General features: G+C 57.7%; 26 protein-coding genes and 5 pseudogenes. 13 read left to right on the top strand and 18 right to left on the bottom strand.

Annotation, left to right across the window (positions count from 1 at the left end):
• The 4 genes from G9Q80_RS03625 to G9Q80_RS03610 form a co-directional block, all read right to left on the bottom strand.
• On the bottom strand, positions 1–1,134 hold the full coding sequence (locus G9Q80_RS03625; RefSeq protein WP_168246370.1) for an AAA family ATPase: 1,134 nt from the start codon (positions 1,132–1,134) through the stop codon (positions 1–3).
• Between the two features lie 65 nt (positions 1,135–1,199).
• Entirely contained in the window at positions 1,200–2,243 is a 1,044-nt protein-coding gene (locus tag G9Q80_RS03620; RefSeq protein WP_168246369.1) for an aliphatic amidase, read from the bottom strand.
• A 1,066-nt stretch (positions 2,244–3,309) separates the two neighbouring features.
• Positions 3,310–3,963 carry an ANTAR domain-containing response regulator gene (locus G9Q80_RS03615; protein WP_168246368.1) on the bottom strand — a complete coding sequence of 218 codons (654 nt, stop codon included), beginning with the start codon at positions 3,961–3,963 and terminating at the stop codon, positions 3,310–3,312.
• 36 nt (positions 3,964–3,999) lie between these two features.
• Positions 4,000–5,139, bottom strand: coding sequence for a transporter substrate-binding domain-containing protein (locus tag G9Q80_RS03610; protein WP_168246367.1), 1,140 nt, complete (start codon positions 5,137–5,139; stop codon positions 4,000–4,002).
• A gap of 1,347 nt (positions 5,140–6,486) precedes the next feature.
• Between G9Q80_RS03610 and G9Q80_RS03605 the strand changes: the two genes are divergently transcribed.
• A complete protein-coding gene (locus G9Q80_RS03605) occupies positions 6,487–7,470 on the top strand; it encodes a CobW family GTP-binding protein (RefSeq protein ID WP_168246366.1) in 984 nt (327 codons plus the stop codon).
• Between the two features lie 546 nt (positions 7,471–8,016).
• Here G9Q80_RS03605 and G9Q80_RS03600 read toward each other — a convergent pair.
• The 7 genes and pseudogenes from G9Q80_RS03600 to G9Q80_RS28675 all read right to left on the bottom strand — a co-directional run.
• A complete protein-coding gene (locus G9Q80_RS03600) occupies positions 8,017–8,409 on the bottom strand; it encodes a VOC family protein (RefSeq protein ID WP_349237763.1) in 393 nt (130 codons plus the stop codon).
• A gap of 7 nt (positions 8,410–8,416) precedes the next feature.
• Positions 8,417–9,016 carry a glutathione S-transferase family protein gene (locus tag G9Q80_RS03595; RefSeq protein ID WP_210426146.1) on the bottom strand — a complete coding sequence of 200 codons (600 nt, stop codon included), beginning with the start codon at positions 9,014–9,016 and terminating at the stop codon, positions 8,417–8,419.
• 134 nt (positions 9,017–9,150) lie between these two features.
• Positions 9,151–9,435 carry an IS4 family transposase gene (locus G9Q80_RS27815; protein WP_210426145.1) on the bottom strand — a complete coding sequence of 95 codons (285 nt, stop codon included), beginning with the start codon at positions 9,433–9,435 and terminating at the stop codon, positions 9,151–9,153.
• A complete protein-coding gene (locus G9Q80_RS27810; protein ID WP_210426144.1) occupies positions 9,423–9,815 on the bottom strand; it encodes a hypothetical protein in 393 nt (130 codons plus the stop codon). The genes G9Q80_RS27815 and G9Q80_RS27810 overlap by 13 nt, the downstream gene beginning before the upstream one ends.
• A 256-nt stretch (positions 9,816–10,071) precedes the next feature.
• On the bottom strand, positions 10,072–10,329 hold the full coding sequence (locus G9Q80_RS28025; protein WP_246870467.1) for a hypothetical protein: 258 nt from the start codon (positions 10,327–10,329) through the stop codon (positions 10,072–10,074).
• A gap of 115 nt (positions 10,330–10,444) precedes the next feature.
• Positions 10,445–10,504, bottom strand: a pseudogene (locus G9Q80_RS28680) (hypothetical protein); the annotation flags it as partial.
• Positions 10,505–10,614: 110 nt separating this feature from the next.
• Positions 10,615–10,752: pseudogene (locus G9Q80_RS28675) on the bottom strand (transposase domain-containing protein); the annotation flags it as partial.
• A gap of 122 nt (positions 10,753–10,874) precedes the next feature.
• On the opposite strand from G9Q80_RS28675, the gene G9Q80_RS03580 reads away from it, so the two are divergent.
• The 5 genes and pseudogenes from G9Q80_RS03580 to G9Q80_RS03565 all read left to right on the top strand — a co-directional run.
• Positions 10,875–12,116, top strand: coding sequence for a site-specific integrase (locus tag G9Q80_RS03580; RefSeq protein WP_168246364.1), 1,242 nt, complete (start codon positions 10,875–10,877; stop codon positions 12,114–12,116).
• Complete coding sequence (locus G9Q80_RS03575) at positions 12,113–13,039, top strand: tyrosine-type recombinase/integrase (RefSeq protein ID WP_168246363.1); 927 nt, start codon at positions 12,113–12,115, stop codon at positions 13,037–13,039. Before G9Q80_RS03580 ends, G9Q80_RS03575 begins: the two co-directional genes overlap by 4 nt.
• Positions 13,036–13,296 carry a site-specific integrase gene (locus tag G9Q80_RS27800; protein ID WP_210426142.1) on the top strand — a complete coding sequence of 87 codons (261 nt, stop codon included), beginning with the start codon at positions 13,036–13,038 and terminating at the stop codon, positions 13,294–13,296. The genes G9Q80_RS03575 and G9Q80_RS27800 overlap by 4 nt, the downstream gene beginning before the upstream one ends.
• Before the next feature lie 107 nt (positions 13,297–13,403).
• Positions 13,404–14,036, top strand: a complete 633-nt coding sequence (locus G9Q80_RS27795) for a tyrosine-type recombinase/integrase (protein WP_210426141.1) — start codon at positions 13,404–13,406, stop codon at positions 14,034–14,036.
• A gap of 200 nt (positions 14,037–14,236) precedes the next feature.
• A pseudogene (locus G9Q80_RS03565) lies at positions 14,237–14,401 on the top strand (transposase domain-containing protein); the annotation flags it as partial.
• Between the two features lie 462 nt (positions 14,402–14,863).
• Here the strand turns inward: G9Q80_RS03565 and G9Q80_RS03560 are convergent.
• Positions 14,864–16,279: a protein adenylyltransferase SelO gene (locus G9Q80_RS03560; RefSeq protein ID WP_168246362.1), complete on the bottom strand. Its 1,416-nt coding sequence runs from the start codon at positions 16,277–16,279 to the stop codon at positions 14,864–14,866.
• A 910-nt stretch (positions 16,280–17,189) separates the two neighbouring features.
• Positions 17,190–17,600 (bottom strand): annotated as a pseudogene (locus tag G9Q80_RS03555) (transposase); the annotation flags it as partial.
• Between the two features lie 113 nt (positions 17,601–17,713).
• On the opposite strand from G9Q80_RS03555, the pseudogene G9Q80_RS03550 reads away from it, so the two are divergent.
• Positions 17,714–17,821: pseudogene (locus tag G9Q80_RS03550) on the top strand (IS5/IS1182 family transposase); the annotation flags it as partial.
• A gap of 67 nt (positions 17,822–17,888) precedes the next feature.
• Here G9Q80_RS03550 and G9Q80_RS03545 read toward each other — a convergent pair.
• From G9Q80_RS03545 to G9Q80_RS03530, 4 genes are all read right to left on the bottom strand, one after another.
• The gene (locus tag G9Q80_RS03545; RefSeq protein ID WP_168246361.1) at positions 17,889–18,812 is read right to left on the bottom strand and encodes an AraC-like ligand-binding domain-containing protein; all 924 of its coding nucleotides are present in this window, start codon (positions 18,810–18,812) and stop codon (positions 17,889–17,891) included.
• A 162-nt stretch (positions 18,813–18,974) separates the two neighbouring features.
• A complete protein-coding gene (locus G9Q80_RS03540; RefSeq protein ID WP_168246360.1) occupies positions 18,975–19,859 on the bottom strand; it encodes a DUF2182 domain-containing protein in 885 nt (294 codons plus the stop codon).
• Positions 19,856–20,506 (bottom strand): DUF1326 domain-containing protein, encoded by a 651-nt coding sequence (locus tag G9Q80_RS03535; protein WP_210426140.1) that lies wholly within the window; start codon positions 20,504–20,506, stop codon positions 19,856–19,858. Before G9Q80_RS03535 ends, G9Q80_RS03540 begins: the two co-directional genes overlap by 4 nt.
• Before the next feature lie 758 nt (positions 20,507–21,264).
• Positions 21,265–21,858, bottom strand: coding sequence for a cysteine hydrolase family protein (locus tag G9Q80_RS03530; protein WP_246870466.1), 594 nt, complete (start codon positions 21,856–21,858; stop codon positions 21,265–21,267).
• Between the two features lie 62 nt (positions 21,859–21,920).
• On the opposite strand from G9Q80_RS03530, the gene G9Q80_RS03525 reads away from it, so the two are divergent.
• From G9Q80_RS03525 to G9Q80_RS03510, 4 genes are all read left to right on the top strand, one after another.
• Positions 21,921–22,898 (top strand): GlxA family transcriptional regulator, encoded by a 978-nt coding sequence (locus G9Q80_RS03525; protein WP_168246359.1) that lies wholly within the window; start codon positions 21,921–21,923, stop codon positions 22,896–22,898.
• Between the two features lie 315 nt (positions 22,899–23,213).
• Entirely contained in the window at positions 23,214–24,134 is a 921-nt protein-coding gene (locus G9Q80_RS03520) for an MBL fold metallo-hydrolase (protein ID WP_168246358.1), read from the top strand.
• Positions 24,135–24,506: 372 nt separating this feature from the next.
• Positions 24,507–24,692, top strand: coding sequence for a helix-turn-helix transcriptional regulator (locus G9Q80_RS03515; RefSeq protein ID WP_246870465.1), 186 nt, complete (start codon positions 24,507–24,509; stop codon positions 24,690–24,692).
• 77 nt (positions 24,693–24,769) lie between these two features.
• On the top strand, positions 24,770–24,970 hold the full coding sequence (locus G9Q80_RS03510; RefSeq protein ID WP_168246356.1) for a hypothetical protein: 201 nt from the start codon (positions 24,770–24,772) through the stop codon (positions 24,968–24,970).
• On the opposite strand, the gene G9Q80_RS03505 is transcribed toward G9Q80_RS03510, so the two are convergent.
• Positions 24,964–25,542 (bottom strand): hypothetical protein, encoded by a 579-nt coding sequence (locus tag G9Q80_RS03505; protein WP_168246355.1) that lies wholly within the window; start codon positions 25,540–25,542, stop codon positions 24,964–24,966. The two genes, G9Q80_RS03510 and G9Q80_RS03505, sit on opposite strands and share 7 nt — an antisense overlap.
• A 132-nt stretch (positions 25,543–25,674) precedes the next feature.
• Between G9Q80_RS03505 and G9Q80_RS03500 the strand changes: the two genes are divergently transcribed.
• Both G9Q80_RS03500 and G9Q80_RS03495 read left to right on the top strand, forming a co-directional pair.
• Entirely contained in the window at positions 25,675–25,989 is a 315-nt protein-coding gene (locus tag G9Q80_RS03500) for a hypothetical protein (protein ID WP_007120603.1), read from the top strand.
• Complete coding sequence (locus G9Q80_RS03495; RefSeq protein WP_447257669.1) at positions 25,928–26,626, top strand: lytic transglycosylase domain-containing protein; 699 nt, start codon at positions 25,928–25,930, stop codon at positions 26,624–26,626. The genes G9Q80_RS03500 and G9Q80_RS03495 overlap by 62 nt, the downstream gene beginning before the upstream one ends.
• Positions 26,627–26,633 lie beyond the last annotated feature (7 nt).

Genomic DNA, 26,633 nt, shown 5'->3' with positions numbered 1-26,633 from the left:
TCACGACTGTTCGAATGAAACGGTTTCGTTCGCGTATTGGGCACGGATTCTGATAATCGCACTTCCGTCGGGAGGTATAAAGTCTCCGTGGTCGCCCAGAAGGTAGCCCGCCAGCGGAAATTCGAGATAGCGCCGCATCGCGCGGCGCAGGCCACGGGCCCCGAAACGTTTGTCATACCCTTTCACGGCAATGAACTCTCTGACTTCTTCCGAGATTTCAAGCCTAAGGGAGTGTTTTTTCAACCTTCTGTTGAGTCTTTCCAGTTCGACATTTACCAGTTCAGGCATCTTGTTGCTGCTGATCCAGTTGAACGTGTCTACGTGGTCAATGCGGTTTACCAGTTCCGGCGGGAACCGGTCCAACAGGCATTTCATGACAATGTCGTGCGCACGCTCGTTGCGGGGCTTCCGGGCGGCGGACAGGCGTGTCCACAGTTCGCGCAGCCGGTAACCGCCTTCGTCAAGCGACATCAGTTCGCGGGCGCCTAGGTTCGAAGACATGAAAATCAGACTGTTTCTGAAGGAATAGGTCCGTTCCCCGGACGCCACGGTCAGAATGCCGTTGTCAAAGACGTTCATCAGGGCAAGGACCACTTCATTACTGGCCTTTTCAAGCTCATCGAACAGAACCAGCCCGGGCAGGTTTCGGCTGCCTTCGATCTTTTCCTGGTCTAGGATCGTGGTGCCTTCCTTGGAGCCCACATAGCCGGGGGGGGCGCCGGTCAGCGCGGCGGCGTAATGTTCTTGCGACAGGGTGTTCATGTCGATCCTGCAAAACGCGTCGGCATCGCCATACATGGCCCGGGCGATCGTGCGCACGGTTTCGGTTTTCCCCACCCCGGTGGGGCCGCAGAACAGAACCGTGGCAAGCGGTTTGCGCGGATCGCCGATATCGGCCCGCACGACCTTGAGAATTTCCAGAACCTGCTCGATCGGTTCTTCCTGCCCGATGATGAATGCGCGAAGCTCGTCTTCGATGGCCTGAAGATCGAATGAAAAACGCGATGCGAGCGCCCTGGCGGTATCGGTGGGGCCGGATACGCGATTTGCGGCGCGGGCATTTTCGTCTTCGAGCGCGGCGGCAAGTTTTTGCTGTCTTTGCGTGTCATGCAGCCGGTCAGTCAGGAAGGGCATGGCTTCTCCTACCATTCAAGCAACAGCGGAGCGGCCAGCTGGCCGCTCCGGTTTTCCGGGCCGGGTCAATCGGCCTCTTTTTCCTTGGCGCCGGTCGGCAGGCCACCAACCGGGCAGCAGGCCACCCCGATTGTCGAACGCGTGAAGGATTCCACATGCTCGCGGGTCTTTTCGGCGTCGTTGACCCAGTTGCGGTAAAACTCGAACGGGCATTCGGCCACGCCCTTGTCGCCATCGCCCGATGCGTGGATGCCGGTGTAGCCGCGGTGCAGCAGCTTGAAGAGGTGGTTCTGCGACTGGTCGTTTGCCCGCGCATCGCGGATTTCGGGGATCGACAGCTGGGCATACTGGATACCCATTTCCTCTTCGCCGCACTCGCCAAGAGTGCGCCCGTCAAAGCCGATGATCGCCGAATGGCCGAAATAGCTGTAGACACCGTCGAACCCGGCGGCGTTGGCCACGGCCACGTAGCTGTTATTGGCCCAGGCCATCGCCTTTGCCATGATGACCTGCTGATCCTTGGCAGGGTACATATACCCCTGGCAGCGCACGATCAGTTCCGCCCCCTTCATCGCGCAGTCGCGCCAGATTTCGGGATAGTTGCCATCGTCACAGATGATCAGGCTGATCTTGAGCCCTTTGGGCCCTTCGACCACATAGGTCTGATCGCCGGGATACCAGCCCTCGATCGGGTTCCAGGGCAGGATCTTACGGTATTTCTGTACGATTTCACCCTGGTTGTTCATCAGGATGAGCGTGTTGTAGGGAGTCTTTTTCGGGTGCTCCTCGTGGCGTTCGCCGGTGAGCGAAAACACACCCCAGGTATTCGCTTTGCGGCAGGCCTGGGCGAAAATCTCGGTTTCGTCGCCGGGGACTCTGGCTGCGGTTTCCATCATCTCGTCGGGGTCATACATGATGCCCTGGGTGCTGTATTCGGGGAACACCACCAAATCCATACCCGGCAGGCCCTGCTTCATACCGATGATCATGTCAGCGATCTTCTCGGCATTTTCCAGCACCTCGGCCTTGGTATGCAGTCGCGGCATCTTGTAGTTCACGACCGCCACACCAACGGTGTTGTCGCTGCTTGAAATGTCACCATGTCTCATTTTAGGTCCTTTCCTGTTGATCCTTAATGATGGATTGCCCTGACCCTTCAGAACGTCATGTGTTTATTGACGACGTCGTCGGTAAGGTCGTCTGATTTCCCGCTCAGAACGACGCGCCCCTTGTCGAGCACAAAAAGTGGTCCGTGGCTGAGCAGGCGAATAGTGCGTTCTTCTCGACAAGAATGATGCCCAGCCCGTGATCTCGATTGACCCGGACAATCGCACCCTCAATCTGTTTCACAATGTTGAGTTGGATGCCTTCGGCGGGTTCGTCGAGGATTGAGTATCTCGGGCCACATCGCGAACGCCCGGGCGATGGCAAGCTTCTGTTGCTGACTGCCAGTCAGGTCGCCCCCCGCGGCGCGCGAAGATTCCCATCACGGCTTTTTCCCGAACGGTAAATTGCGGAATGATTTCATGGCCCTGTGGAATTTAGCCCTCCAAGAAAATTGCGTCGTATCATGCAGTGTTCTCCCGTTGGTTTCTTGAACGACTTTATCCAGAAAACAAAAAAGCTCCCCGAAGCGGCCTAAACGCCACTGCCGGAGAGCCTTTTTGCTCAATTTAACATGCGGGCTCTTAACTTGAGCCTACCGTTGCAACAGTTGATTGGTAAACCGACTGTAGTTCGCATCGCTGCGCGACTTGGCGGCGATCATCCCCTCCAAAGGCTGAAGCGCGAGGCACATGAGCGCCCAACCACAAACAGCCCTGACGTCTCCGCTTTCCTAGCGGAAAACCTTAGGGCCACACTGCTGTAACGGATTTTGTACGGCCTCGTCGCCGCTAATTATTTGTAACCCGGAAAAGTGACAGGCGTCAAACCTTTTTTGGAGCGACTTCTGCGCACCGAGGGGCTTACAAGGTCCAACCCGCGACGCGGGCAACCTCACCTGTCTGCGCTATCCGGAAGCCCCAATCACCGGAAGACCGTATGTCCTTCTGCGGTTAACCCGTGCCGAACAAACGCCGTGTAGCTTTCGTACCGTGTTAACTACAAGTCTGGCGCGGTTCGGCTTCAATGGCGGGGCACGAAGGTGTCCGATTTCAGCGACTTGGGTTAAGCCTAGTTGATAAGCTCGTACGTATCGATGATGGCCTGAGCGACTTGGCCAATAGCCACCCTCCGCTCCATCGACTGATGCCGCAGATAGCCATAGGCTTCGTCTTCCGTCACGTTCCTTGTACGAATTAGAATAGCTTTCGCCCGTTCAACGACACGCATGGATCGCAGGCTTTCATCCAACTTGCTGATTCGGCCCCGCAACCGCTTCTCGTAGTGGAAATGATCGAGCGCCACGGCTAGACCCATCTGCATGGAACGGGAAGCCACAGGGTATTGTAGCACGCCATGGGCGCCACAGTTTTGAATAAGCTTTAAGTCAACCTCACCCGTTCCGGAGTCAATGATGACGAATGCTGATTCCGGCTCTCCTGGCAACCAGGGGATACGTTGAGGCAAGTCCGCGACTTGCGAGCATATCACTAGATCGTATTGCACCGGGATCTGCGGCGGAATCGGCCAGATATGGTGTACAGCGCAGCGAAGCCGTTGCAATTCGCGTAAGAGGTTTCCAACATTGTCGTTAAGTTCGGCAAAGACGCCTACCTCGAGCCCCCAGAAAACCTCCAGTTGGGAGTGTTTGACTTGGGGTGAAGACGGTCCACCGCCTCTCTGGGCGGTGCGCCGCTTGCCTTGCCGTGAGTGTTGTCCGGTCATGTTAAGCCTCTCCGGTTGCGATGATCGTTGGACGTGTTAACGGAGCTCGAGACTCCGACCGTAGCCCACGAGGTAAGGATCCGAGTCCACGCAGTCCGGTGATTGATAAATGATATCAAATTGACCTTGGTGGTTGACGCGGCCAATCCTCGTCCAGAGGTCCGTATGTCCCCATTCCCGGTTGATCGAAACGCTTCCCTGCGGTGCGTCGAAGGCTATTCCCATCGCACAATTGCGCAGTACGGTTGTATTCATGGAATTGGTTTGTGCTAGCGTCTCGGCGAAGGCCTTGACTTGGAAATATGCCGCCTCGACGCACATGTTGGTCGGCTCATCCGCGCCATAACGTCTATGGTATCGCTGAACGAAGGAGGCGTTTTTCTCGTTTTCGACGGCCTGGAAATAGGATGCCGCCGTTAAATGCCCTTCGGCTACATCATAGCCCATGGCGCGCACCTCGGTTTCGGACGTTGTCAGACTGGCGATCGGCATCACCTTTGGGTTCAGCCCGGCGTCGGCGTAGGCCTGATAGAAAGGGATTGTCGCATCCCCGACCACAGTCGAAAAGATCACGTCGGGTTTCACTTTTGCTATATCGCGAATCGTCGGCTGAAAATCGCTACGGTCTGCATTCAGCGGAAGATAATGCTCGCCCACGATACTTCCGCCCGAATTGACGACAAGCTCGCGCATGATCCGGTTCGAACACCGTGGATATACATAGTCGGAGCCGACGAAGTAGAACCTGCTGCCGAAATGCTCCATCAACATGCGGCAGAGCTCTAGGCTGTTTTGATTCGGTGTCGCTCCCGTGTAAATCACGTTCGGGGAGCATTCGAATCCCTCATATAGAGTCGGATACCACAGCAGCCCGTCCAGCCGTTCGACCACCGGGAGAACAGCCTTTCGGCTTGAAGATGTGTAGCAGCCAAAGATAGTGGTGACACCGTCTTCTACCATCAGCTTCTTTGCGTAAAGGCCGCAAAACTTGGGGTCTGAGCATGGATCATAGATTACAGGCTGAATGGGACGGCCATTCACACCACCTGCATCGTTGATCTCTTCAACGGCCATCAGAGTGCCGCGAAGCTGGGTTTCCTCGATCACGGCCATAGTCCCCGTATATGAGAAAAGAACTCCAATGCGCCATGGTTCGCTGGTGCCACTTGATTGCATTGATCTCACTCCCGTTTTTCTTCAGGTGCACATGTCGCAATGTATCCACCTCGACGAATTGCGATGCGGCGGTTGGCGTGCTCCGTTGAGCCGATGCTCTGAACGCGGCGCAACCACTGAGCCGAACTTCGATGCCAGTTTCTGGCGATGCACGGCACTTCGTTTCCTTCGAGACTTCAAAACGGCTGTTTACACCACCCCTGGCAGTCCAATGTATTCCATATCGTCGGAACAGTACTTCTAGCCAAGCGATCTATGGACGGGCGCCTACGAACTACGTCGCTTTGGTCAGGTTGTGCCCAGCCACATCCCTCCCCTCGCAACGATTGACAACGGTTCCCCGCGACGCACTCAGCTAATAGTAGACTGTCTCTTCACATCCTTGGGATGCGACCAGAGACTCTGAAGTCAGCGGTTCCTTGCTGACAATTCCCCATTGGCGGCGTTGCCAAGGGAAATTTCCTAACGATAGCTCGTAGCTCCACGCAACGATATTGTCAATGCCGCCAGCAAAATGCAAGAAACGAACAGCGTGCGGCGTTTCCACAGAAAAGTGGAGATTTTCAGATGTCAAGCACTTCCTCGCCCACGCGACAATCCATGGCATGAGGGCGGATATTTTCAGCTAAAAAAAGGACAGGTCACCCAAGATATAGTCGCTTTAGACCCCATGATCGCGCTGCAAGGTGACTAGGTCTGCGGCCTCTCCCGCGGCATTCTGCGTGCGAGGGCTGCAACATATGACGGATTCGTGACAAGTTTTCCCGCCTCAGCGCGGATGTTAAAGTCGGTTTATACGAAACACCGACCCCAACCCGCATCTGCCCCCCCTTTCCGGTTGAAACGATTCCATCCTAGGAAGGCCCTCCATACCTCCTACGATCCATCGCACCAAATCGTGGCGATCTTCGCGCCCTTCGACGCCTATATCCACCGACACAACGCATGTCGTGCCCCGCACCTTTGCCAAAGAGATTCTGGCAACCTCGTCGCCAGCGCCTCTGCATCTAATCTAAACTGGGCCAGTGCATGCGCTTGACAGGCCCGAACCGGCGTGATCTGCTGGTGGCCAGCAATAAAGCTGCATCGAAATCGGCACCGACGCCTCAACGCGCTCACGAGGGTGAGAGTAACGCGTGAGGTGTTTTTTATTTTGAGGGGATCTTTTGGAACTCGCACCGCAAGTAAAAGATGACTGTTGTCTCTCGGCCGCCATCGCCGCCGCCCATTTTCGCCCGACACTAGCTGACGGTCGTAAGCACACCTCGTCCTCGATCCTCTCCGCGCGGCGTCAGAACCTTGGTCAGCTTTTCAGTCAATCCACTTCAGAAAAAGAAAGGAAACGGCATGTCAGTCGCTCAAAGTGACAGAGAACGTATTCCCGCCACTGTTATCACGGGCTTCCTCGGGTCGGGAAAGACGACTTTGGTCAACCACATCCTGCATAAGGAGCATGGAAAGAAGATCGCCGTCATCGTAAACGAATTTGGCGAGATTAGCATCGACGGTCAACTTGTTGTTCAGGAAGACCAAGCCGAACTCGTTGAGTTCAACAACGGCTGCCTGTGCTGCACTGTGCGAGGAGATCTCATTGAAACGCTAGACAGTTTACGTAAACGTACCGGCCATCTTGACGGCATTCTGATCGAGACGACCGGTCTGGCCGATCCCGCGCCGGTTGCCTCCACATTCTTCGTCGCTGATGAAATCAAGAACGCGATCCGCCTAGACGCTTTCGTCACCGTCGTCGATGCCGTGAACCTCGAGGCAAACTTGGAACAGAGCCACGAAGCAGTTGAACAGGTCGCATTCAGCGACGTCTTGCTAATCAACAAGGTGGATCTGGTCGAGCCAAAAAAGCTGGAAGTGATCGAAGCCAAGGTCCGCGCGCTCAACCCTCTGGCACGAATTCACTACACCACGAACGCTGAGATTGGCATCGACCAAGTGATCAATATTGGCGCATTCGACTTGGTTCAAAAGCTCGAGGTGGACCCGAGCTTCCTTGAGGATCTCGAGCATGAACACGACGATGAGGTCGGATCCTTCATTCTCGAAGACAGCCGACCGATCGACCTGAACCGGTTCAATGTTTGGCTCAACGATGTCGCTCAGAACATGGGTAATGACCTGTATCGCACCAAGGGAATCTTCAACGCACGCGGTTTCCGGGAGCGCATCGTCTTCCAGAGTGTGCGGATGCTGACCACGATGCGTCCTGAGCGACAATGGCTCGACGACGAACCGCGTATGTCCCAGTTCGTCGTGATCGGCAGAAACCTGAACCGCGAGGAATTTGCCAAAGGCTTCGCCCAATGTCTGGTCGAATAGAGCGCATCGATGCTTAGCGAATCCACAAAGGACAGTCGCACGGAGGCGTCTTTGGAGACGAACGAGCTGTTGTACAAGGTGCACGTCTTCTGTTGTGTCAACGAACGGCCCGCAACACATCGTCGCAGCTCGTGTGGCGCCAAGTCCAGCCGGCAACTTTGTGACTTCATGTGCCGTCTGGCCATGGCCTTAGGGATACAACGGATCCGCATAAACCATGCGGGCTGCATGAATGTATGCGAATACGGTCCAGCCATGGTGATTTATCCCGAAGGAGTCTGGTACAGATTCGAAACCGAGGAAGATGTTAACGAAATCCTGCGGTCCCATATCATCGGCGGGCAAAAAGTCGACCGACTTGCGCTGTCGATCGACCCCTCCACTTTGCACGGATAGATCGACGGCATCAGCAATGGAAGTTCGCGGAAGGCTTGGAGCGAATGGATATCACGTGATTCGCCCCGTGAAATCCCGTTCATCTTGATCATGTCAAAAACGCCACGGGAGCGACAAGCACAATGATGTCGCTCCCGGCTTCCCTGATCGTTAAAATACCTCGTTGAACTCAAGCACGTTTCTGTCCGGGTCGCGAACAAAGATTACTCGCCTGCGGTCACTATATATATGCGGACCGCCGCTGAGCGGGATATCCTCATGCTCTAGCGTTTTCAGGAGGTCATCGAAATCTTTTACGACGAACGCAACATGTGTCACACCGGCATATTTTAGCGGCTCATCCTGCAAAATGTTCCGCTTACGCTTCACACCGTTGAAGATCAGGTTGATGTAGATTCCAGCCTCATTTACCATCTCGTTCGCGTGGTGTTCTGGAAGATCAATTACTTCCCACCAACCGAGTTTCTCATAAAACTGGCGCGCTTGGTCACGATCTGTTACGCGAATGCCAACGTGTTCGTAGGCGGCGATCTGAAAGCCCACGATGTCCTCACAATTCCGGCATGCCGATAAATTCCGGCAATGCCTTTATTCTATCTATCCAAGCAGTGATATTTGGCCTGTTACCGACGGGAACTCGACCCTCATGACCCAAGGCCACATAGGGGAAGCAGGCGATATCGGCAATTGTCGGCCGACCAAGGGCCAGCCAGTCCCTGCCCTCCAAGTGCTCCTCAAGCAAATCCAGGACGCGCACAGAACGTTTTACTGCAAGCTCATGATCCAGCTCATAGCCGAACTTGTCATGCAGACGTGCATCGTTTGGGCCCCTGGCGATTTCGCTTTCACCCACCATGAGCCACTCCATAACCTGCGCCATTGACGTCGGCTCGGTGGGCAACCAACCCTCTCCGCCGTATTTGCGAGCCAAGTAGACGAGAATCGCCTGAGAATCCCGCAAGACGAGATCGCCATCCGTAAGAATCGGGATTTCAAGGAAGGGATTTAGGCTACTCAGCGGTGGTTTTTTATGCGCTCCGCCCAGAAAATCCACTGGGACAAGAGTGTACTGCTGACCAATCAGCGATAGAAATAAACGGATTTTATAACAGTTGCCCGACAACTCGAGATCATAAAGTTTCATCGACATCACAGTGTCCTTCATTGGTTGCGACGCCCCACTCTTAGCGGGCAAATAACCAACGGTAAGGTGGAAAGTTTGATATATGCCTTTCCATGAAGTGGAAGAGCAGTGGAAGTGGAAGCGCCTGATGAGCCTTGCAGTTACCCATAAGTGTCTGGCGGCGTAGCGATACGGGCTCCTTCGATAAGGTCGGCGAGGCGGGAGAAGCCTCGCCATATAACGGTCGTCCCCGGTGGCGCGTCGGAAGCGCGGTCGAGATAACCACCGAGACGCGCGACCGCCTTGACATAGAAATCAAGATTGCGCGGTTCTTGCCGCTTTCTGTCCGGGGTCGCGAGTTCGAGCATGCGGCTCTCGGCGTCGGTGAAGACCGCAGTCGGCGATGCTTCAGGTGCCTCGCCGCTCAGCATCGTCAGCCATGACACGCGCCAGGCCACGACGCAGCGCAACTCAACACAATGCAGTTGGTCAGGCGATCAGCCGTGGCCAAACGCAGCTCCTCGATCCGGTACCCGGTTTTGAGGGTTCGGGAGAAGGTCGCGATCTTCCAGCGCAGCGCATACCATTCGAGTTTGTGTACAGCGTCCGAGTGGGTCGCCACCGGCAGGTTCGGGATCAGCTTCCAGATGACGGAGGCCCGGCCCACCGGCGGGTCGAGTTCCTCGGCATGGATGATCTGGAGGTCCCGATGCGGGTATTTCCGCTGCTTTCCGATTGGCGGTCGGACCGTCATCGTTGCGTGCCGGACCGACAGCACGGCGCGATGATCCTGACCCTGCGCGGAACCGGACTTCGTGAGTGCCACTGGTCTGCACCTGTGCCATCACCTTGGCAATGGTCGTGCCGCCATCTTCTGCCAAACGATCGACGCAACTCCGGACAAGGAAGTTCGCCCCGAGGTCCTCGGCCAGGCAGTAGAGTTCGTAGATGTCGCTTTCGCGATCACCAACATGCACACAGCGCTCGGGCGCGCCTGCTAACTCGGTGGAAAGGCGCAGATTGTCGAGCCAGCGCAAGCTTTCCTTCTGCTCGATCGGTACCCGGGTCGGATTGATCTTGCGCTAGAACGCTGCGGCCCCTTTGAACTTTGCGCGCGACCAGAACTTGGCGGCCGTCAGCCCTAGCAGCAGCCCGTCCGACGTGATCGCCAGGCTGGCATGCATCAGGCAGCCGCAGACCACATGCTTCTGGTTGCGGCCTTCCTTCAGCTTGCGTCCCGTCGATACCTTCGTGAACCCGATCTTCTCCGGAGCCGAACGCTTGAAGGAGAATTCCGTAGTGTCCTGCAGGATCAGGATGGGACCGTCGGTTGCCTGCATGCGCAAGGCAGAAGCGGCGAAGCGATCCTAAAAGATCTTGTCTTCGCTGACATTTTCGTTGGAAAAAACGGCAAGTTGCCTTGGTGTTCGACCAATCCTGGAACGCCGTGGGCAGCGATTTTCCCGGCCGCTCACCGAGAGCCTCGAGCCGCCGGTTCAGCCGGACGTCACCCAAATCACACCCGGCGGTTTCCGTTTCAACCTGCCCTAAGCCCGCACCTCAATCATTCGGTGTCAGATGACGAGTCATGATCAGGTCTTCGTAAGCATGCGGCATAGCCACGGTCATGCGGCGAGTTCGCGCTCCGATGGCTGCCAGTTCCACGGCAGAATGCCCGGCACCGGTGAAGCCGCTGTGTTGGGGAGCCGGGCGAGGACATCGGCGAGCCAAGCCTGCGGGCCGATGTCATTCATCTTGGCGGTTTATGCCGCCCTCCGCGCTATGCCGAACAGGCTCGTTTTTCCCAGGTTTCACGCTAAGCGGCATATGTTTCGCTCGGCATAGTTCGTCTTCTGTCTCCGTGTTGAACAGTGGAGGAGAAGACATGACTGACAGGGATTATCTGAGCAGGAGTCAGCTATTTCGGCGCCTGAAGAACGGCCCTCACGGGCATCTCGTTGAGCTCTACGGAGCGCGGTTGGCGAAGGACGGGTTCGGCCGCCATGGCACGTGGCGTTGTCTGAACCTGGTTGGCGCTCTGTTGAGCTGGGCCGCAAGCAGCCGATTGGAACCGACCGATCTCAATGAGTGCATCGTCGATCGTTATCTTGAGCACCGAGGGGGTAAGCAGCGTCTCCATCCGGGCAACCGGGCAGCGCTGAATCGGTTGTTGGCAGTACTGCGTGAGGCAGACGTGATCGCACCGGCGCTGCCGTCACCAATTACCCAAGAGGATCAGATATTTGCGGGGTTCAGTCGCTATCTGCGGCAGGAGCGCGGGCTGGCGCAGAGGTCGATCATCACACATGCGCCGATCATCCGCCGCTTCCTTGTTGAGGTGTGCCCCGCCGGCCCGGAAGATCTCGGCAGGATCAGCCAGGCGGACATCGTCCGCTACATCGAGCGACATGCCGGGGACGCGAGTGCGGCATCCGCGAAGAGGATGTGCTGGTCGCTACGCGCTTTTCTCCGATATCTCCATCATTGCGGCCTGCACCCCCTCGGCCTTGATACCAGCGTGCCTTCCATCCGGCGATGGAAGCTCGCAAGCTTGCCGACCTATCTGTCCGCCGCGCAGGTTCGGAAGGTCCTCGATAGTTGCGATCGATCCACGGCGCGGGGGCGACGGGATTACGCCATCCTTGCTATGCTGGCCAAGCTTGGATTGCGGGCCAGCGAGGTTGCGACCCTCACCCTTGATGACATCGACTGGCGATCGGGCGAGATGCACATTCACGCCAAGGGCAGGCAACGCGCGCGGATGCCGCTTCTGCCGGACGTCGGCGCAGCCATCGTCGCCTATTTACAGAATGGTCGGCCGACTTCAGCGTGCCGTCGGCTGTTTCTGCGCACATTGGCACCCCATGTCGGTTTCGCCTCTGGTTGCGCGGTCACGATGATCGCCAAGACGGCTCTCAAGCGGGCAGGCATCAGCGGCTACGCCCACCAAGGGGCCCATATCTTTCGCCACAGCCTTGCGACTGAACTTCTCCGCTCGGGCGCAACTTTGTCGGAGATAGGCCAAGTGCTGCGACATGAGAGCCACGACACGACGCGCATCTACGCGAAGGTGGACATCGAGGCGCTCAGGACCTTGTGCCTTCCCTGGCCGGGAGGTGTGCAATGATCACCTTGCGATCTGCACTCGAGCAGTATGTGGGGATGCGTCAGGGGTTTGGCTTCAAGTTCCAACATCAGGCGCGGCGGCTTGCCGATTTTGTCGCTTTCATGGAGCGCCAGAATGCCACGACTATCACCACCAAGCTGGCCGTAGCCTGGGCGACCTTGCCAGCCGACCGACACGCTTCCTGGGCCTTGCGGTTGACTGATGTTCGCGGGTTCGCGCGCCATCTCGCGAACATCAATCCGAAGACGGAGGTGCCGCCCGCCGGGATATTGCCGCCACTGAGGCGCACCAAGCCCTATATCTACAGTGATGTCGAGATCGACGCGCTGTTATCGGCGGCGCTGGCCCTGCCGCCGAGAAACGGCCTGCGGCGACAGACGTACCACCACCTATTCGGATTGATAGCAATGACCGGCCTCCGTCTGTCCGAGGCGATCGGGCTTCAACACGACGACGTCGACCCCGTCGAGGGACTGCTGACAATCCGGCAGAGCAAGTTCGGCAAGTCGCGCCTCGTCCCGCTACATCCATCAACCTGCACGGCTCTCTGCAGCTACGCCGCGCGACGTGATGCTCATCTCGGATCACACCGCGGGTCGTATTTCTTCGTTGCCGAGCGTGGCGGCCGATTGCTCTACCAATATGTCCATCGTGTCTTCTGGCGTTTGTCCCGCGAGATCGGGCTGCGAAGCGAAGGTGACCACACCGGCCCCCGCATCCACGATTTCCGGCACCGTTTTGCCATCCAGACGCTTGTCGGCTGGCATCGCGAAGGGCTCGATGTCGAGCAGCGGCTCCCGATGCTTTCGACCTATCTCGGCCACACCTGTGTGCGCGACACCTATTGGTACCTCTCGGCTTGTCCGGAGTTGATGGACGCCGCGGTTCAGCGCCTCGACCAACGATGGGAGGTGGCGTCATGAAGCCAAACGGAAACGTCGCGCCCCTGATCGAGCGCTATTTCACGGAGCGGCTCATGCGCCAACGCAACGTCAGCCCCAATACGATCGCCTCCTATCGCGACACGTTCCGGCTGCTCTTCAAGTTTGCGCAGGCGCGCCTCCGCAAGCCGCCATCTGCTCTGATCCTCGATGATCTTGATGCGCCATGTGTCAGCGCTTTCCTCGCTGACCTCGAGGCACAGCGGGCGTCAGCGTCAGGACGCGCAATCTGCGGCTGACAGCCATTCGCTCCTTTTTCCGGTTCATATCCTACGAGGAACCGGCGCATGGCGCCCTCATCCAGCGCGTCCTCGCGATACCGAGCAAACGTCACGATAAGCGCCAAGTGTATTTCCTGACACGGCCCGAGATCGAAGCGATTCTCAATGCTCCCGATCGCGCAACATGGCTCGGCCGCCGTGACCACACCTTGCTGCAGCTCGCAGCGCAGACCGGCTTGCGTCTCTCTGAGCTGATCAATCTCGACAGGGATGCCATCCACCTCGACGCCGGGGCCCATGTGCGATGTGCCGGCAAAGGACGGAAGGAGCGATGCACGCCACTAACCCGGCAAACGCGCGTCGCCCTTCAGGCCTGGCTCAAGGAACCGGCTCGCCGCGGCGCAAGCGCATTGTTCCCCAACTTGCACGGGGGCCGATTGAGCCCCGACAGTGTCCAGGCGTTCCTGGCCAAGTATGTACGCGCCGCCACCGAGGCATGTCCCTCGTTGGCGGCCAAGCGGGTGTCGCCGCACGTGTTGAGGCACAGCGCAGCAATGGAGTTGCTTCAGGCAGGCGTCGATTGCTCGGTGATCGCGCTGTGGCTCGGCCACGAGTCCATCGAAACCACCCAAACGTACCTACATGCCCACATCTCCCTCAAGGAAGCGGCACTGGCTAAGCTGGTACCGTACGAGCCAGGCAAGCCGATCCGCTTCCGGGCAGGCGACCGCCTGCTTGCCTTCCTCGAATCGCTATAGGAACAAAAACTATGCCGAATGGAAACAGAGCAGCACCAGCCCAAGCGGTCGTGCGCACGCGTAGGCGGCGGGTTGCATCCGAGCCATTCGGCATAGCGCGGAGGGCGGCATAAACGTGCCTATGCCGCGGGCGGCATAGGCAGGTGACGATCAGGGAATACATGAAGGCGGCGCGGTCGCCCCGCGCTCGGATCCGGCGAAGAGCCAAGATGATCATCGAGATTGCAAAGCTCAGTGGCCACGACCCCGAAGCCTACCTAGCAGACATCGTGGCCCGCATCGGCGACCACAAGATCAACCGCCTCGGCGAGCTGCTGCCGTGGAACTGGGTGCCGCTCGCTCAGGAAGCCAAGGTCGTCGCTTGATCTGCGGTCCTTACCGGCCAGTTTCGTGGAAGTGCCCCGTGAATTCCGACCTACACGCTGAATCAAAATGAAAATGACTTATTCCAACTGAAATTATTTTTCCCAATGTATCGAACAAAGTGCCAATAGTTTCCCCGCACGATTCTATTCCCGCTTTCAATTGACATCGATGATCGAGATTTGCTTCATAGCATATTCCTCTTGCTTCGATCTGGATCGACGCGGCACACATGCCCTTTGGAATGACCCCCAACCATCAGTAACGCGTTTATCACCATGAAGATGGAATCGGGCGGCCCTGGCCACCCAAGAAGGGTGTCGAGCCGGGAACATCGTCACCTTTGCGTACAATGTGGGCCATCATGCCGGCGGCCTCCAGTCTGCCAATCCCAACCCAGTACCCACACTCACGTCATGTGCCCGCCGCAACGCGCGATATACTCTGCAGCAACGCGCCCCTTTTCAGGTTCCGCAAAAGGTCTGGTCCACCGCCACTTCCGGCATCGGCGCCTGTTCGAGTTCAGCGTCCCGTTGGAATGGTTGCGCGAAAGCGGACGAGAGGCGTTCGAAGACCGACAGATCACCGGAGATTGCCGCGACGATTGCCTCCTCAATTCGGTGATTGCGCGGAACGACCGCTGGATTCGCCGCAGCCATTCGCTGGTCACCGGCCGCGCGATCGCGGCGCCTCTCCCAGTTCCGGGCCCAGTCGTCAAACGGCGCAGGATCTGCGAACTCCTCTCGCGCCGTTCCGTCGGCAAGACCGTAGAAGGTGCGTGTGAAATCCGCCCGCCCTTCGGCCATAAGCGTCAGGAGCTCGGATATTAGATCGACATCTTCTGGCTCAGCGGAGGCTAGACCGAGTTTGCTGCTAAATACGTCGAGCCAGGCCGCCTGGAAGAGCAGGCCAAATTGGTTGACCGAGGTCGTCGCCGCCGCGATCGCGGCCTCCTGGCCGCCATTGATCAGCGGCAACAGACAAGAGGCGAACTGCGCCAGGTTCCACGCGGCAATCTGTGGTTGGCGGCCAAAGGCATAGCGCCCCTGATGGTCGATAGACGAGAACACCTTACTCGGATGGTAATCGTCGAGAAAGGCACAAGGCCCATAATCTATGGTCTCTCCGGCTATGCTCATATTATCGGTGTTCATCACGCCGTGAATGAAACCGAATCCCATCCACCGCGCAATCAGCGACGCCTGCGACTTAACCACCGCATCAAGGAGGCCGAGCGGGCCTTCGGCATCGGGATAGTGCCGGGCAATGGTATGATCCGTCAGCGCCGTTAGCGCCTCCACATCCTTTCGTGCCGCGAAATACTGGAAGGTGCCTACTCGGATGTGGCTTGAAGCGACACGCACAAGCACCGCTCCCGGCAGCATTTGCTCGCGCTGCACCGGCTCGCCAGTTGCGACCGCCGCCAACGCCCGCGTGGTCGGAACGCCCAGAGCATGCATTGCCTCGCTGACGAGGTATTCCCGCAACACCGGCCCCAACCAGGCGCGACCGTCGCCGCGCCGCGAAAACGGCGTCGGCCCCGCGCCTTTTAGTTGAATGTCGTGGCGCATACCATCTCTCCCCACGACCTCGCCCAATAGGATCGTGCGCCCATCGCCGAGCTGCGGCACCCAGGTTCCAAACTGATGCCCGGCATAGACCTGCGCCAGTGGTTCAGCACCATCGGGCACTGAATTTCCCGCCAGCACCGCCACCCCCTCAGGCGATGCGAGCGCCGCTGGTTCAAGCCCAAGGTCGGTCGCCAATGGCGCGTTGAGCGCCAAAAGCTCAGGCACCGCCACCGGCAAAGGCCCGAGCCGCACAAAGAACCGCTCCGGCAGGCGGGCATAGCTGTTATCAAAGGGTACATGTAGGGCCATAGGTCGATATTCCCATTTCGATTCTAGACGACTTGGAGTAGCCGACTAGGCCAATGGATGAACATGCCCGCATCGGTCGCGACAGGAAGTGCATCGATATTACACTCCGTTCGGATTGCACCGGCAATAGGTCGCAAACGAGTTAGCTTGACTGTATCATACATTGTTCTCTCGTCAGAGCGCGCTCAGGGTTAATGGAGGTGCGCCGACTAATCCTCAGGCGCACGAGATACGAATTTCGCCCTTGGAAATATGGACTTACGCCTTATGGCACGCCGTACGTTGATGCGAGGGTAGCAGCAAATTTTTGGGCATTGCGCCCCGGGCCCGTTTCGCCATTGAAAGGGACCGATGGCGTATGCTTTATTAATCTCACGGCGAAGTCAAGCTGCGCTTTCAAGCGTTTGGTGTCTCAGTTTGAAATAAGAAAATGAAAGGAGCGATCGAAACCGCCCCGTCTTGGGGAGTGGGCAAAACCTGGTGGCGTTTGTCTACGATGGTGATTTCGCAGCAGAGGAAATACCATGGATGTGCGGCTCATCGTCGAGACGACATTTGAGAACGGAACCACGAAGACACTAGGCTCCAGACTTCGGTAACGGGGGCGTCCCAGTCAAGTCGTTTTGCGCAAAACAATTGATCCGCCATAGCGGTTCCTTTGATATTTTTAGTGCCCGCCCTGGCTTCTGTCGCGGCTTTCGGCTGAGACCCTTGGGGGACATGCTGCGGTTCGTGGTCAGCGCGGCGGCTGCCAACATGATGCCGGTTCGATGTAGTTCCGATGTGCCCATCTCATAGGCGTACTTGACGGGAGTCAGCGACAGTCCAGACCACGACATCATCGGAACCACGTCCCTGCGAGACCTCGAAGGCCTGCAATCAAGCAGGCAACGGGTGGGATATCATCCTGTTAGATAGGGATCGGCGCCGGATCTTCTGACTGAAAGGTTGTGCCATCGACCCAAATCCGATGAAGAATAACCGCGATGCGGCGTGCGAGGGCGACCATAGCAATTTTGCTTCCACGCCTCTGTGCGACTTGGGCTCCCCATGTTCTCAGCCATGTCGAACGGCATCGGCCACGGTTCATCATGACGGTTGCCGCCTGGCACAATGCTCGCCGCTGATTGACGTCACCAGCTTTGGTGATGCCGCCTGACACGTCTCGCTCACCAGACTGGTTGCGTGAGGGCGTCAGACCAACCCAGGGGCCAATTTTCTTCGAAAACCGAAAGCGGGCCGGATCATCAACCGCAGCACGGAAGGTCAGCGCCACGACCGCGCCAATCCCCGGCATTGTCATGAGGCGACAGCAAACTGGCCACCCCAAAGCGCCCATCGCGTTTCCATCGTGAGGGCGGCTGTCCTCGATGGACGATTGACTGCCGCATACCCCCGAGCCACAGCCTGACCCCCAGATTTTGACCACTCCCCCGCAGCCCTGTAGAAGCCAAGATGCGATGCCTGAAGGCCTTCGGCGAGCGTATCGCCGCGAGTGACCCGGACTGCCGAACCGCCAAAATTCACATCCGTGTGGCCTGAACCTGAGGGGTGAAAGGGGAAGTCACGCCTCAAGCAGCCTTTCTACAACAAGGCCCTCCGGCGGCGATCACGGTTTCAGAAGTTCGCGCGGACTCATGCCGAATTCACGGCGAAAAGAACGACTAAAATGTGAAAAATCGGTAAATCCGTAGTTCATTGCCACCTCGGAAACATAACGGGTTTGGCCGCGTTCGAGCGCCATACGGCTGGCTCTCAGGCGCTCGCGCCAAACGACTTTCATGGGAGAGGTCTGGTAGCGCGCAAAGGTTCGAGAAACCGTGCGCGTCGAAACGCTATGGGCTCGCGCGATGCTTTCCAGTCCAAGTTGGGGGTCGGTGACGTTCTGGCGAATATAGTCCATGATCCGTCCATATAAATCTCGCTCGGCCTTCGTGTGCTCCAAATCTTCGTCTATCAATCCCAATTCCAGCAATTCGAGCAAGAGCAACGAATAACGAGACGATATAGCCGATAGTTCGGTATTCGGCTGCGTCATCAGGTCGGCGATAAGGCATTTCAACGGCATAATTCCAGGACGTGCATCTTCGAGAACCTGCGCCGTTCGATTTTTTAGCCCCGGAACCCGGTCACCTATCAAGGTCCACGGTATCCTGATCAGATGTGTGCCCGGCCCTGTGAGGGTCAACCGAAAGCTTTGTTCGGAGTCGTACAGCATCAGTTGGCCCGGCTTCACCACCGCGCGTCTATCACCTTGTTCGACCAGCGCCTGGGCATTTTGGGCATACGTTAGATAGAAGACATCATCTGGCATACGGCGCAGATGCCGTTCGCGCCGGTGCCAATGGTGTTCGGATGCATTCAGCGTACAGATAGTGATCGCGCCCAGCGAACGAACGTGCATTTGGCCAACGAAGCCGTCATTCTGGGCCGGATGGCTGTCGGCCGGTGTACAATGGCGACAAACTACCTCCTCCCAGTATTCGAATCGCTGATGCGGCAGGATGCCCTCCGTTCGATAGTCTGTAACCATGGCCCCTCCCCCTGATGGCAATTTCCGATTGACTGAATATCATTTCAGTTGTCTGTATCTACCGGTCTGTGCGACACGCTGCCTCAGCGCAAATGCGCCATAGCCAACGTGAGGCCGTCAATGCCCGAAAATATCATTCTTATCCAAAATTCGGGCGATGTTTCACTTTTTGGGCTGTGGGTAGTCACCGCCACAAATATCCTGACTCTGCGGATCGAACTGCTCGGCGTGAGGGAGATAACTGTGGACATGCCCATCCAAACCATGCGGTGCTGGCGCTAACTGCGGGTAAGTAATTATGATTACAGAATAAATCATCATTCCTATCCCTGCGATCCGGCTGATATTCCTGCCGTGGATTGAGGTTTTCTCGATCATGGCGATGGTGCCCAGAATGACCATCCAGGCGACGTTCATCGTCCCGACGGCGATCAATACCGCCACCATCGCGGCGCAACAACCTAGGCAGGTCAGCCCATGTGCCAGCCCCGCCCGTAGATCGCGTTCCCAGCCAGTTCGCTGCATATGTTTCGAAACGAAAGCCATGGGCGATTGGCAATGGTGCAGGCAACGTTCTTTCACAGCAGAGAATTGAAACAGCCCCGAACCCGCGAGCAGAAAAGCTGTGAAGCCAACCGTCCAAACCGAGCCATAAGGAATGAGTTTCCCTACATAGACACCTATCAGATAGACTGGAATCCCGAGGACCGACCAGATGAAGAGATAGCCAACCAGCAAAGCGACAATCCTCAACAAGGCGGTGAAAGGCCCATCTTGGCGGCGAACCATCATAACATAGAGCGCTGTGACGCGATGCACCGTTGGCAGCATCATCGCGGCCATCATGAGCGACCACATAACAGTATAGCCGACCACCCCCTCTAGAGAGGGGCCCGCTACGGGTTTAAGATACGCCATGTACCACCAACAAGCGATCCCCGAACCGATAGCAAGAAATGCAAGCGCCGCCGTTGTCATTAGATAGCCGCCAGACCATCGAGACAGCGCAACTTTGGCAAGGTCTGCCGATAGCTCACGACCGCTCAATCGTTGCTCCAATCAAAGGGAATATGTTTGCTCGAATTTGCTTTCCATTCTCCCAGCGGGCCAAAATCAATTAGCTCTAAGCTCTTGGGAACGCCCCAAGTCGCTGGCGTGCCGCCTGTTTCTGAGCCTGGCGGATTATGGGTCTGGACACGCTTGCCCGGCGGTGTCGTGGGTCCGGTCAAGGCATCAGCTGTCGCCTTAACATGGCCGGGCACACGAATACTCCAATGCGCTAGGTCGTCCTCGATATGGCATTCGACTGGCGCGAATTCCAAGCGGCGCATTTCCCCAAGCAACCCTATTAGATTGGCCAGCCAGCCCCCCTCTTTCCCTGTCCAGAGCCGCTCTAGGGCCACGCGCTGATCTGCGTTGGCACTTTCGTCGATGATCAGATCGTAGGTTCCACGCGACGGCTTTGACGGGTCCCACAAATGCTCGCTTTCGATCAAACCTACGGTCACGACGGTTTGGCCGGTGAGATCGGTATCGCCAAAAAAACCTTCTTCGATCTTGTAGACCAGAACACCATAGCACTTGCCGTCAGTCGGCGGTTGCGCCATCGTGCAACCGCAAGGCATATCGCAACTGCAAATGTCGAACCACTGGCCCTTGGCCTTCCATGTAATCCGTTCCACTTTTTCATTCATTTCATAAACTCCCTATTTAACTAAATGCATTGCGGAATCTTTTCGAGCGTCATTGATACAATCGGAGAATCGCGCGATGCGGTGAGTTTCAGTTTAGGCAATCGCGCATCGGCTTACTTGTTTATAAGGGACAACATGTGGCTTGCTCGTGCCAGGGCTCTGTTGATGGCGCGGATGCCCCCACCTGACGGCATCGCAATGTGCTAATGTGATGGGTGCTGAAGCCATCACAGACGTAGCGAGCATCCACGCCATCAACAGAGTCTCATGAACTGGAAAAGTAACCTGCCCGGTTCCGGAACGGCGACCCGGCGAGGATGGTGTTTTATCCGCATTGCGTCGAGATGGTGCATGCGCCGGTCGAGGACCGGTTTGCCGATGAGATTGGCGTGAGCTTCGTAGAACTCCATGGACCGTGGTAGGCCTCTGTTCCAGTGGTGACGCTTTCCATAGAGTTCATCGCCGCCAGCTGGCTGGGGTACCAACTGGCTCTCCAACTCTCCATAGAGCATGTCGGCACCACAAACCGTCAGCTCGCGATTTCTGATCGCTGCGGCTACGAGATGCGCTTCAGGTCGCACAAAAAGCTCGTTCGTATCAGCATGAGAATGATCGGTCCGGACCCCGGACGTCCGTAAAAGCTGGAACGGGGCCGGAAGGACAGGCCAGCCGCATAGTCGATGATGCCGCCTGAGACGGCGTCCAGACGAAGGGCCAGCCGGAGCAAGGCACTACCCCGGCTAGCCCAGCTATTGGCCTCAGGCGGCGGTGTAGTCCGCCGTGTCAGTGATGGTCGCATAAGCAAAGCCAAGAGCAGACATCATGGCTGCATGAACCGAGGCCGCTGGCACGGTGACGCCGCTGAACTCCAAATCCCGTGTTGCACAGGCGTCTTGCACGACGGTGGTCTTGTAGCCGAAGTCGCTAGACGCCCGGACGGTCGCGTCGATGCACATATGGCTCATTGCCCCGACCACCACCACTTGCTCGATGCCTTCCGCGTCGAGAATTTCCTTTAGGTTGGTTTTCAGGAAGGGGTTGGGGAAGTTCTTGACCACCACGGCCTCACCCTCGCGTGGGGCGACGGCAGGGTTGATCTCAATGCCTGCGGAATCCGGCGTGAAGAACGGAGCATCTGGGCTGGGGAAGATGTGCTGCACATGGATGACGCGATCGCCCTTGACGCGGGCTGCTTCAATCACTTTCGCAGCATTGGCGGCGGCCTTCTCGATCCCGACCAGCTCATACTTTCCGTTCGGGAAGTAATCGTTCTGAATGTCGATGATGACAACAGCGCGTTTGCTCATTTTAATACCTTTCTGTTGCGGTTCTTTCGGTTTGAGGCTGGACAATACGAGGCTCCCTGTCCTATTCCACTTGGCGATATCGACATTAATAGAGTCTATAGAGACAAATGGCCGTTCAAAAACGTACAGAGGTGGGCATTCTGCTCTATGAAGGGGTGCAGACCTCGGCCGCGCTGGCGATGACCGACCTCTTCATTGTCTCGAACCGCTTCCACGCGCCCTCGCCCGAAGACGGGACATTGCCGATCGTTGTCAGTCATTGGCGGATGAAGAGTGCGTCGGGAACGCCAGAGCGTGTGTACATGACAGGCACATGCGACGGCGAACATCCTGACGTGTTAGTACTGCCCCCAAGCCTTGACGAGCCAGTGACCTGGGAGACCGCTGCGCCCTATGTCAATTGGCTGCACAAGCTGCACGAGGATGGCGGCATACTAGCTTCCGTCTGCGCCGGGGCATTCTTGCTCGGTGAAACCGGGCTTCTGGATGGGCGACCTGCGACGACGCACTGGATACTCGAAGAGCAGTTCCGCGCGCGCTTTCCCCGTGTACTCGTCGATACAGATAGCCTTCTCATCGATGGCGGCGGGATCTTGACCGCCGGAGGCCTGATGTCCTGGACGGATCTATGTCTGCGGCTCGTGGAGCGCCTGCGCGGCTCGGAAGTTATGACCCAAACCGCGCGTTTCCTCCTAGTCGATCCGCCGGGCCGTGAGCAGCGCTTTTACAGCCTGTTCTCACCGCGTCTGGGGCACGGAGATGCTGCTGTTCTGGAGGTACAGCGCTGGTTACAGGAAACCAAGGCGTCGGACATTTCGCTCGAGACGCTGGCGGCGAAAGCGGGCCTTGAGCGGCGCACTTTTCTGCGCCGTTTCCGCAAGGCGACAGGCATGACGAGCTCGGAATACGGACAGCGGCTGCGCGTGAGCAACGCTTGCGAGCTTTTGCAATTCAGTAGGAAGACGGTTGAACAGATCGCCTGGGACATCGGCTACACCGATCCCGGTGCCTTCCGGAAGATCTTTGCCCGCTTCGTGGGGCTCACACCGGGCGAGTACCGGCGAAGATTCGCCGCGACCATGTGAAGCTCGTACCCCATATCTGGTGGAGAGCGCGACAATGCCACGCGGCAACTCGGCGGGAGAGTTTTGTCACTTCCGGCACCGAATATGTCACTTCTGCCTATCGCCATAGAGGTTCGTTCCTTTTTCAATCGCCGTATCGGACGGAAAGGTACGATCTATAGGGAACCTACCGTAGGTTTGCCCGCGGAGGAGTGATATGAGGATATTCGACAGACCAGTAATCTTCACAGCAGCGCATTACTGCCCGGAGGGCAGAGTTTTCTGGCGATCTGCAGCAACGCCACTTAAAGAAACCTGCAATCATAGGACATAATAATGAGCGCCATTCATTCGGTTTCTTTCGGTCGCCGCGCAGTTCTTCAATTCCTGGGAGGATCAACTGCTCTGGCGGGCATTGCCAGCCCATTTGCGGCCCTGTCCGCTAGTAGTTCGGAGGCGGAAATGTGCACCGATGGTCACTTGGTGCTCGATACAGGGTTCTTCTTTCCAGATGCGCCACCCGACGCGTTGGCTGCGGCGTTAGGAACAAGTGATCTGGCCGAGCCTATTCTGATGCCGTGTACAGTGCCATTGCTGCGACAGGGCAAGCGCACGATCCTGTTCGACGCAGGCGCTGGCCCGGCCTTTATGGACAGTACCGGTCGGCTTCTTGAGTCTTTGGACAATGCTGGCATCGCGCCGGACCAGATAACCGACATTATATTCACCCATTGCCACCCCGACCATCTTTGGGGAGTTACCGACGACTTCGACGAACTCACCTTCCCGAACGCTCGCTACCATGTATCACGTACCGAATACGATTTCTGGACGGCTGCGGATACGCTCGATTCTATGCCCGAGAACCTGAAGACCTTTGTCATCGGTGCTCAGGCTCGGTTGCCGCGAATCGCTGACCGGACGAACTTCTTCGAGGACGGTGCGGAGCCGCTGCCAGGGATCGAAGCAATCGCCACTCCCGGCCACACGCCCGGACATAGTAGCTTTCTTCTGCACCTAGGCGGCGATCCGTTATTGTTGACCGGCGACGTCCTGTCGGATCCCCTGACTGTTCGCCACCCCGATTGGCGATGGGGAACCGAGCACGACCCTGCTCTGGCTGCAACGACGCGCCGGCGCATGATTGAGCGGGTGACGTCCGAGCAGCTGCGGGTCGCCGTCTACCACATGCCACCGCCTGGCTTTGGAAGAATCGAGAAGACCGCAGATGGCGCCGTCTGGGTTCAGGAGGTTTGATCACGAAGCGCGGATGGGCCCGATATCGATCCCGCGCAGTCATTCAAAGCGATCGGCGCTTCGTCAGAGATAGCGATACGTTGAGACATTTTCCTCAACTAGAAGTTCGTCCTCTACCACCTCCCTGTGGACGACTGACTGGCGGCACCGGAATTACCGGTGCCGCCCTTTTCCGAAAGAACGATTGAACGGCCTATAATGTTTGCGAGACGGATCATCCTGTGACCTGCGTATCGGCAGGCATCCCATTCCGGCGATCTCGCGCCGCTCCAAGAATTCTTCTCTGCACCTCCGAATGTAACATATATCGCGTGGCGATATTTCGCTCATCGTGTCCGTTTCGCGGGCATGAACTTGCGGGACCGTGTAGCATTGAACATCCAGGACTTGAGACGCGCCCGCGGCCTCAGCCAGGAGGAGCTTGCTCATCGGGCCGACGTGAGCCGCGGCCATATGGGCAAGGTCGAGAACGCCAAGTTTGCGGCCTCGCTCGACCTTCTCGAACGCATCGCCAAAGCGCTCAATGTCGACCCCGAAGTACTCTTCGCGAAGCGCTAGTGCGCTTCCTGAGGCTTTGATCCCGTCCCCCAACGCGAGAGACATAACGGCAAGAACGGTACGAGTGGCGCGGGTACATGGCGAAGAGAAAGACAGGCTGGCCTTTCCAGGAAGGGTTTCTGAACGACGGTACACAGGAGATCCACCTGTTCACTGATTACCGTTGGAATGATGGCTCGGTGAGTCGCCGCTGGCATGTCGATCCGGAACGCTTTGATGCAGACCCAGCCGACCTGCGCCCGGTTTCTCTGAAGGCATTGGACCGTTCGGATCAGTAGGAGAACCACTCCGAGTGGCCCATGTTGCCCTCGTAGTCGCCGTATTCGACCATGATGCTGCGAGAATAGAAGTGCCATAGACCCCCGCTGGTCGGATAGGCGATCTCCTGACCGCTTTCCGAGATGAATGTCGCGGGCCAAGGCGTGTAGGAACCGTAGACGCGCTGAATGTAGCGACAGGTCCGGTTTTCGCGATCGCAGGAGCGGATCGACCAGTCCCACTGACGTGGTTCGTCACGCGGCTCGTAGGAGCGCCCGGTGAACCAGATCACATGAGTGCGGTTCAGCCATTCATACTCCGGCAGGTTGGTGTCGAGCTCACCCTCTCCGCCGGGTCCACCCAGCTCAACCGACACATGGGCGAAGGTGCAGACCCCGAAGGGCGGCAGGCTTGGCCAGGGCGTGATGCGGCGGATCATGGTGCGATAGGCCCGTGCACAGACGGCGCTCGGGGGGAAGCCGCCAGCCATGCAGAGCATGATGGCGCAGTCGATGTCATAGGCCCGCGCCTTCTCCGGGGCTCCGAACACCGCCATCACCCCCATCGCCACCGCCATCAACTGCCGTTTCATGTCGCTCTCCCGCAAAAGTTGCGCAGACTATCGCGCAATATGTATTTACCTGCAATATGTCGTATTGACTCCATATGACTTTATGGATTTAAGCGCAGGAAGTAGAAGGGCTCTCGTGGGGAGAGTCCGAACATGCCGATAGCGCGCAACCAGATCCTGATCACCATCGATGGTGTCAAAGACCTGTCCGAACAGGGCATCGCGTTCCGCTGCCGGTATGAACTCGTGGGGTTCACGGACGATGGCAAGCCGCGCTACCAGTGCATCTACCTGCGCGAGGGTGAGCCGGAAGCCATTCTGGTCTCGACCCGGATCACCCCGCACGGGCCAGAGCCGCGGTATTTCAACATATGGCCGGGGCTATTCAAACATCATCTCGAGTTCGGTGACGGGCGCGATCTGCGCTTTGGTCCTGACTACAGCATCACCCTCGAGGAGCGCGGCTGACGTCATCGCCTTCGGCCGCGACGGCACGTCCCGGACCTCGGGCTGGACCTTTCATGGCGAACGACCCGGCTGGGCGGGGCTGGATGATGGTGCTGAGGCGGAAGTCGTTCTGGCCACACTGGACACCACGCCGCCTTCCGGTCGTGAAAACATTTTCTCCCTGCTCCAAACGACTGCCCTGCGACATCGTGGGAACCGTGCTTTGCGCCAGGTTGGTCTGAGTGCCGACGACTGGCAGATCCTGTTCCGCGCCCTGGTAGAAGCTGAAAGCAGCTACAATCCGACTGCCGTCAGCCCCAAGGGCGCTTACGGCCTAGGCCAGCTGATGCCGGACACGGCCCGTGCCCTTGGGGTCGATCCGCGCGATTCATCCCAGAACCTCGACGGTGCCGCGCGCTATCTGCTCGCGCAGCTTGCCACGTTCAAGGATATCGACCTCGCGCTCGCGGCTTACAATGCCGGGCCGCACCGCGTGGTCGAGTATTCCGGAATTCCGCCCTTCACCGAGACCCGCGAGTATATCGCGCGCATCCACCGGATCCGGTCCCGGCTGGCAGGCACGCCCATTGCTGCTCCGGACATCCGCGCCGCAGACCGGGTTCCAGCCCGCGCGCCCGTCCTCATCGATCTTCAGTAAAACAAGG

Source organism: Mameliella sp. LZ-28 (assembly GCF_012274245.1).
GTDB lineage: Bacteria > Pseudomonadota > Alphaproteobacteria > Rhodobacterales > Rhodobacteraceae > Antarctobacter > Antarctobacter albus.
The sequence above is the reverse complement of the archived record's forward strand: the minus strand, read 5'-3'. Positions and strand labels throughout refer to the sequence as shown.

Bases quoted from the DNA above. Each gene is read 5' to 3' on its own strand.
- G9Q80_RS03625 (WP_168246370.1), bottom strand. From the start codon at position 1,134: ATGCCCTTCCTGACTGACCGGCTGCATGACACGCAAAGACAGCAAAAA.
- G9Q80_RS03620 (WP_168246369.1), bottom strand. From the start codon at position 2,243: ATGAGACATGGTGACATTTCAAGCAGCGACAACACCGTTGGTGTGGCG.
- G9Q80_RS03615 (WP_168246368.1), bottom strand. From the start codon at position 3,963: ATGACCGGACAACACTCACGGCAAGGCAAGCGGCGCACCGCCCAGAGA.
- G9Q80_RS03610 (WP_168246367.1), bottom strand. From the start codon at position 5,139: ATGCAATCAAGTGGCACCAGCGAACCATGGCGCATTGGAGTTCTTTTC.
- G9Q80_RS03605 (WP_168246366.1), top strand. From the start codon at position 6,487: ATGTCAGTCGCTCAAAGTGACAGAGAACGTATTCCCGCCACTGTTATC.
- G9Q80_RS03595 (WP_210426146.1), bottom strand. From the start codon at position 9,016: ATGTCGATGAAACTTTATGATCTCGAGTTGTCGGGCAACTGTTATAAA.
- G9Q80_RS28025 (WP_246870467.1), bottom strand. From the start codon at position 10,329: ATGCAGGCAACCGACGGTCCCATCCTGATCCTGCAGGACACTACGGAA.
- G9Q80_RS03580 (WP_168246364.1), top strand. From the start codon at position 10,875: ATGACTGACAGGGATTATCTGAGCAGGAGTCAGCTATTTCGGCGCCTG.
- G9Q80_RS03575 (WP_168246363.1), top strand. From the start codon at position 12,113: ATGATCACCTTGCGATCTGCACTCGAGCAGTATGTGGGGATGCGTCAG.
- G9Q80_RS27800 (WP_210426142.1), top strand. From the start codon at position 13,036: ATGAAGCCAAACGGAAACGTCGCGCCCCTGATCGAGCGCTATTTCACG.
- G9Q80_RS03560 (WP_168246362.1), bottom strand. From the start codon at position 16,279: ATGGCCCTACATGTACCCTTTGATAACAGCTATGCCCGCCTGCCGGAG.
- G9Q80_RS03545 (WP_168246361.1), bottom strand. From the start codon at position 18,812: ATGGTTACAGACTATCGAACGGAGGGCATCCTGCCGCATCAGCGATTC.
- G9Q80_RS03535 (WP_210426140.1), bottom strand. From the start codon at position 20,506: ATGAATGAAAAAGTGGAACGGATTACATGGAAGGCCAAGGGCCAGTGG.
- G9Q80_RS03525 (WP_168246359.1), top strand. From the start codon at position 21,921: ATGGCCGTTCAAAAACGTACAGAGGTGGGCATTCTGCTCTATGAAGGG.
- G9Q80_RS03520 (WP_168246358.1), top strand. From the start codon at position 23,214: ATGAGCGCCATTCATTCGGTTTCTTTCGGTCGCCGCGCAGTTCTTCAA.
- G9Q80_RS03510 (WP_168246356.1), top strand. From the start codon at position 24,770: ATGGCGAAGAGAAAGACAGGCTGGCCTTTCCAGGAAGGGTTTCTGAAC.
- G9Q80_RS03505 (WP_168246355.1), bottom strand. From the start codon at position 25,542: ATGAAACGGCAGTTGATGGCGGTGGCGATGGGGGTGATGGCGGTGTTC.
- G9Q80_RS03500 (WP_007120603.1), top strand. From the start codon at position 25,675: ATGCCGATAGCGCGCAACCAGATCCTGATCACCATCGATGGTGTCAAA.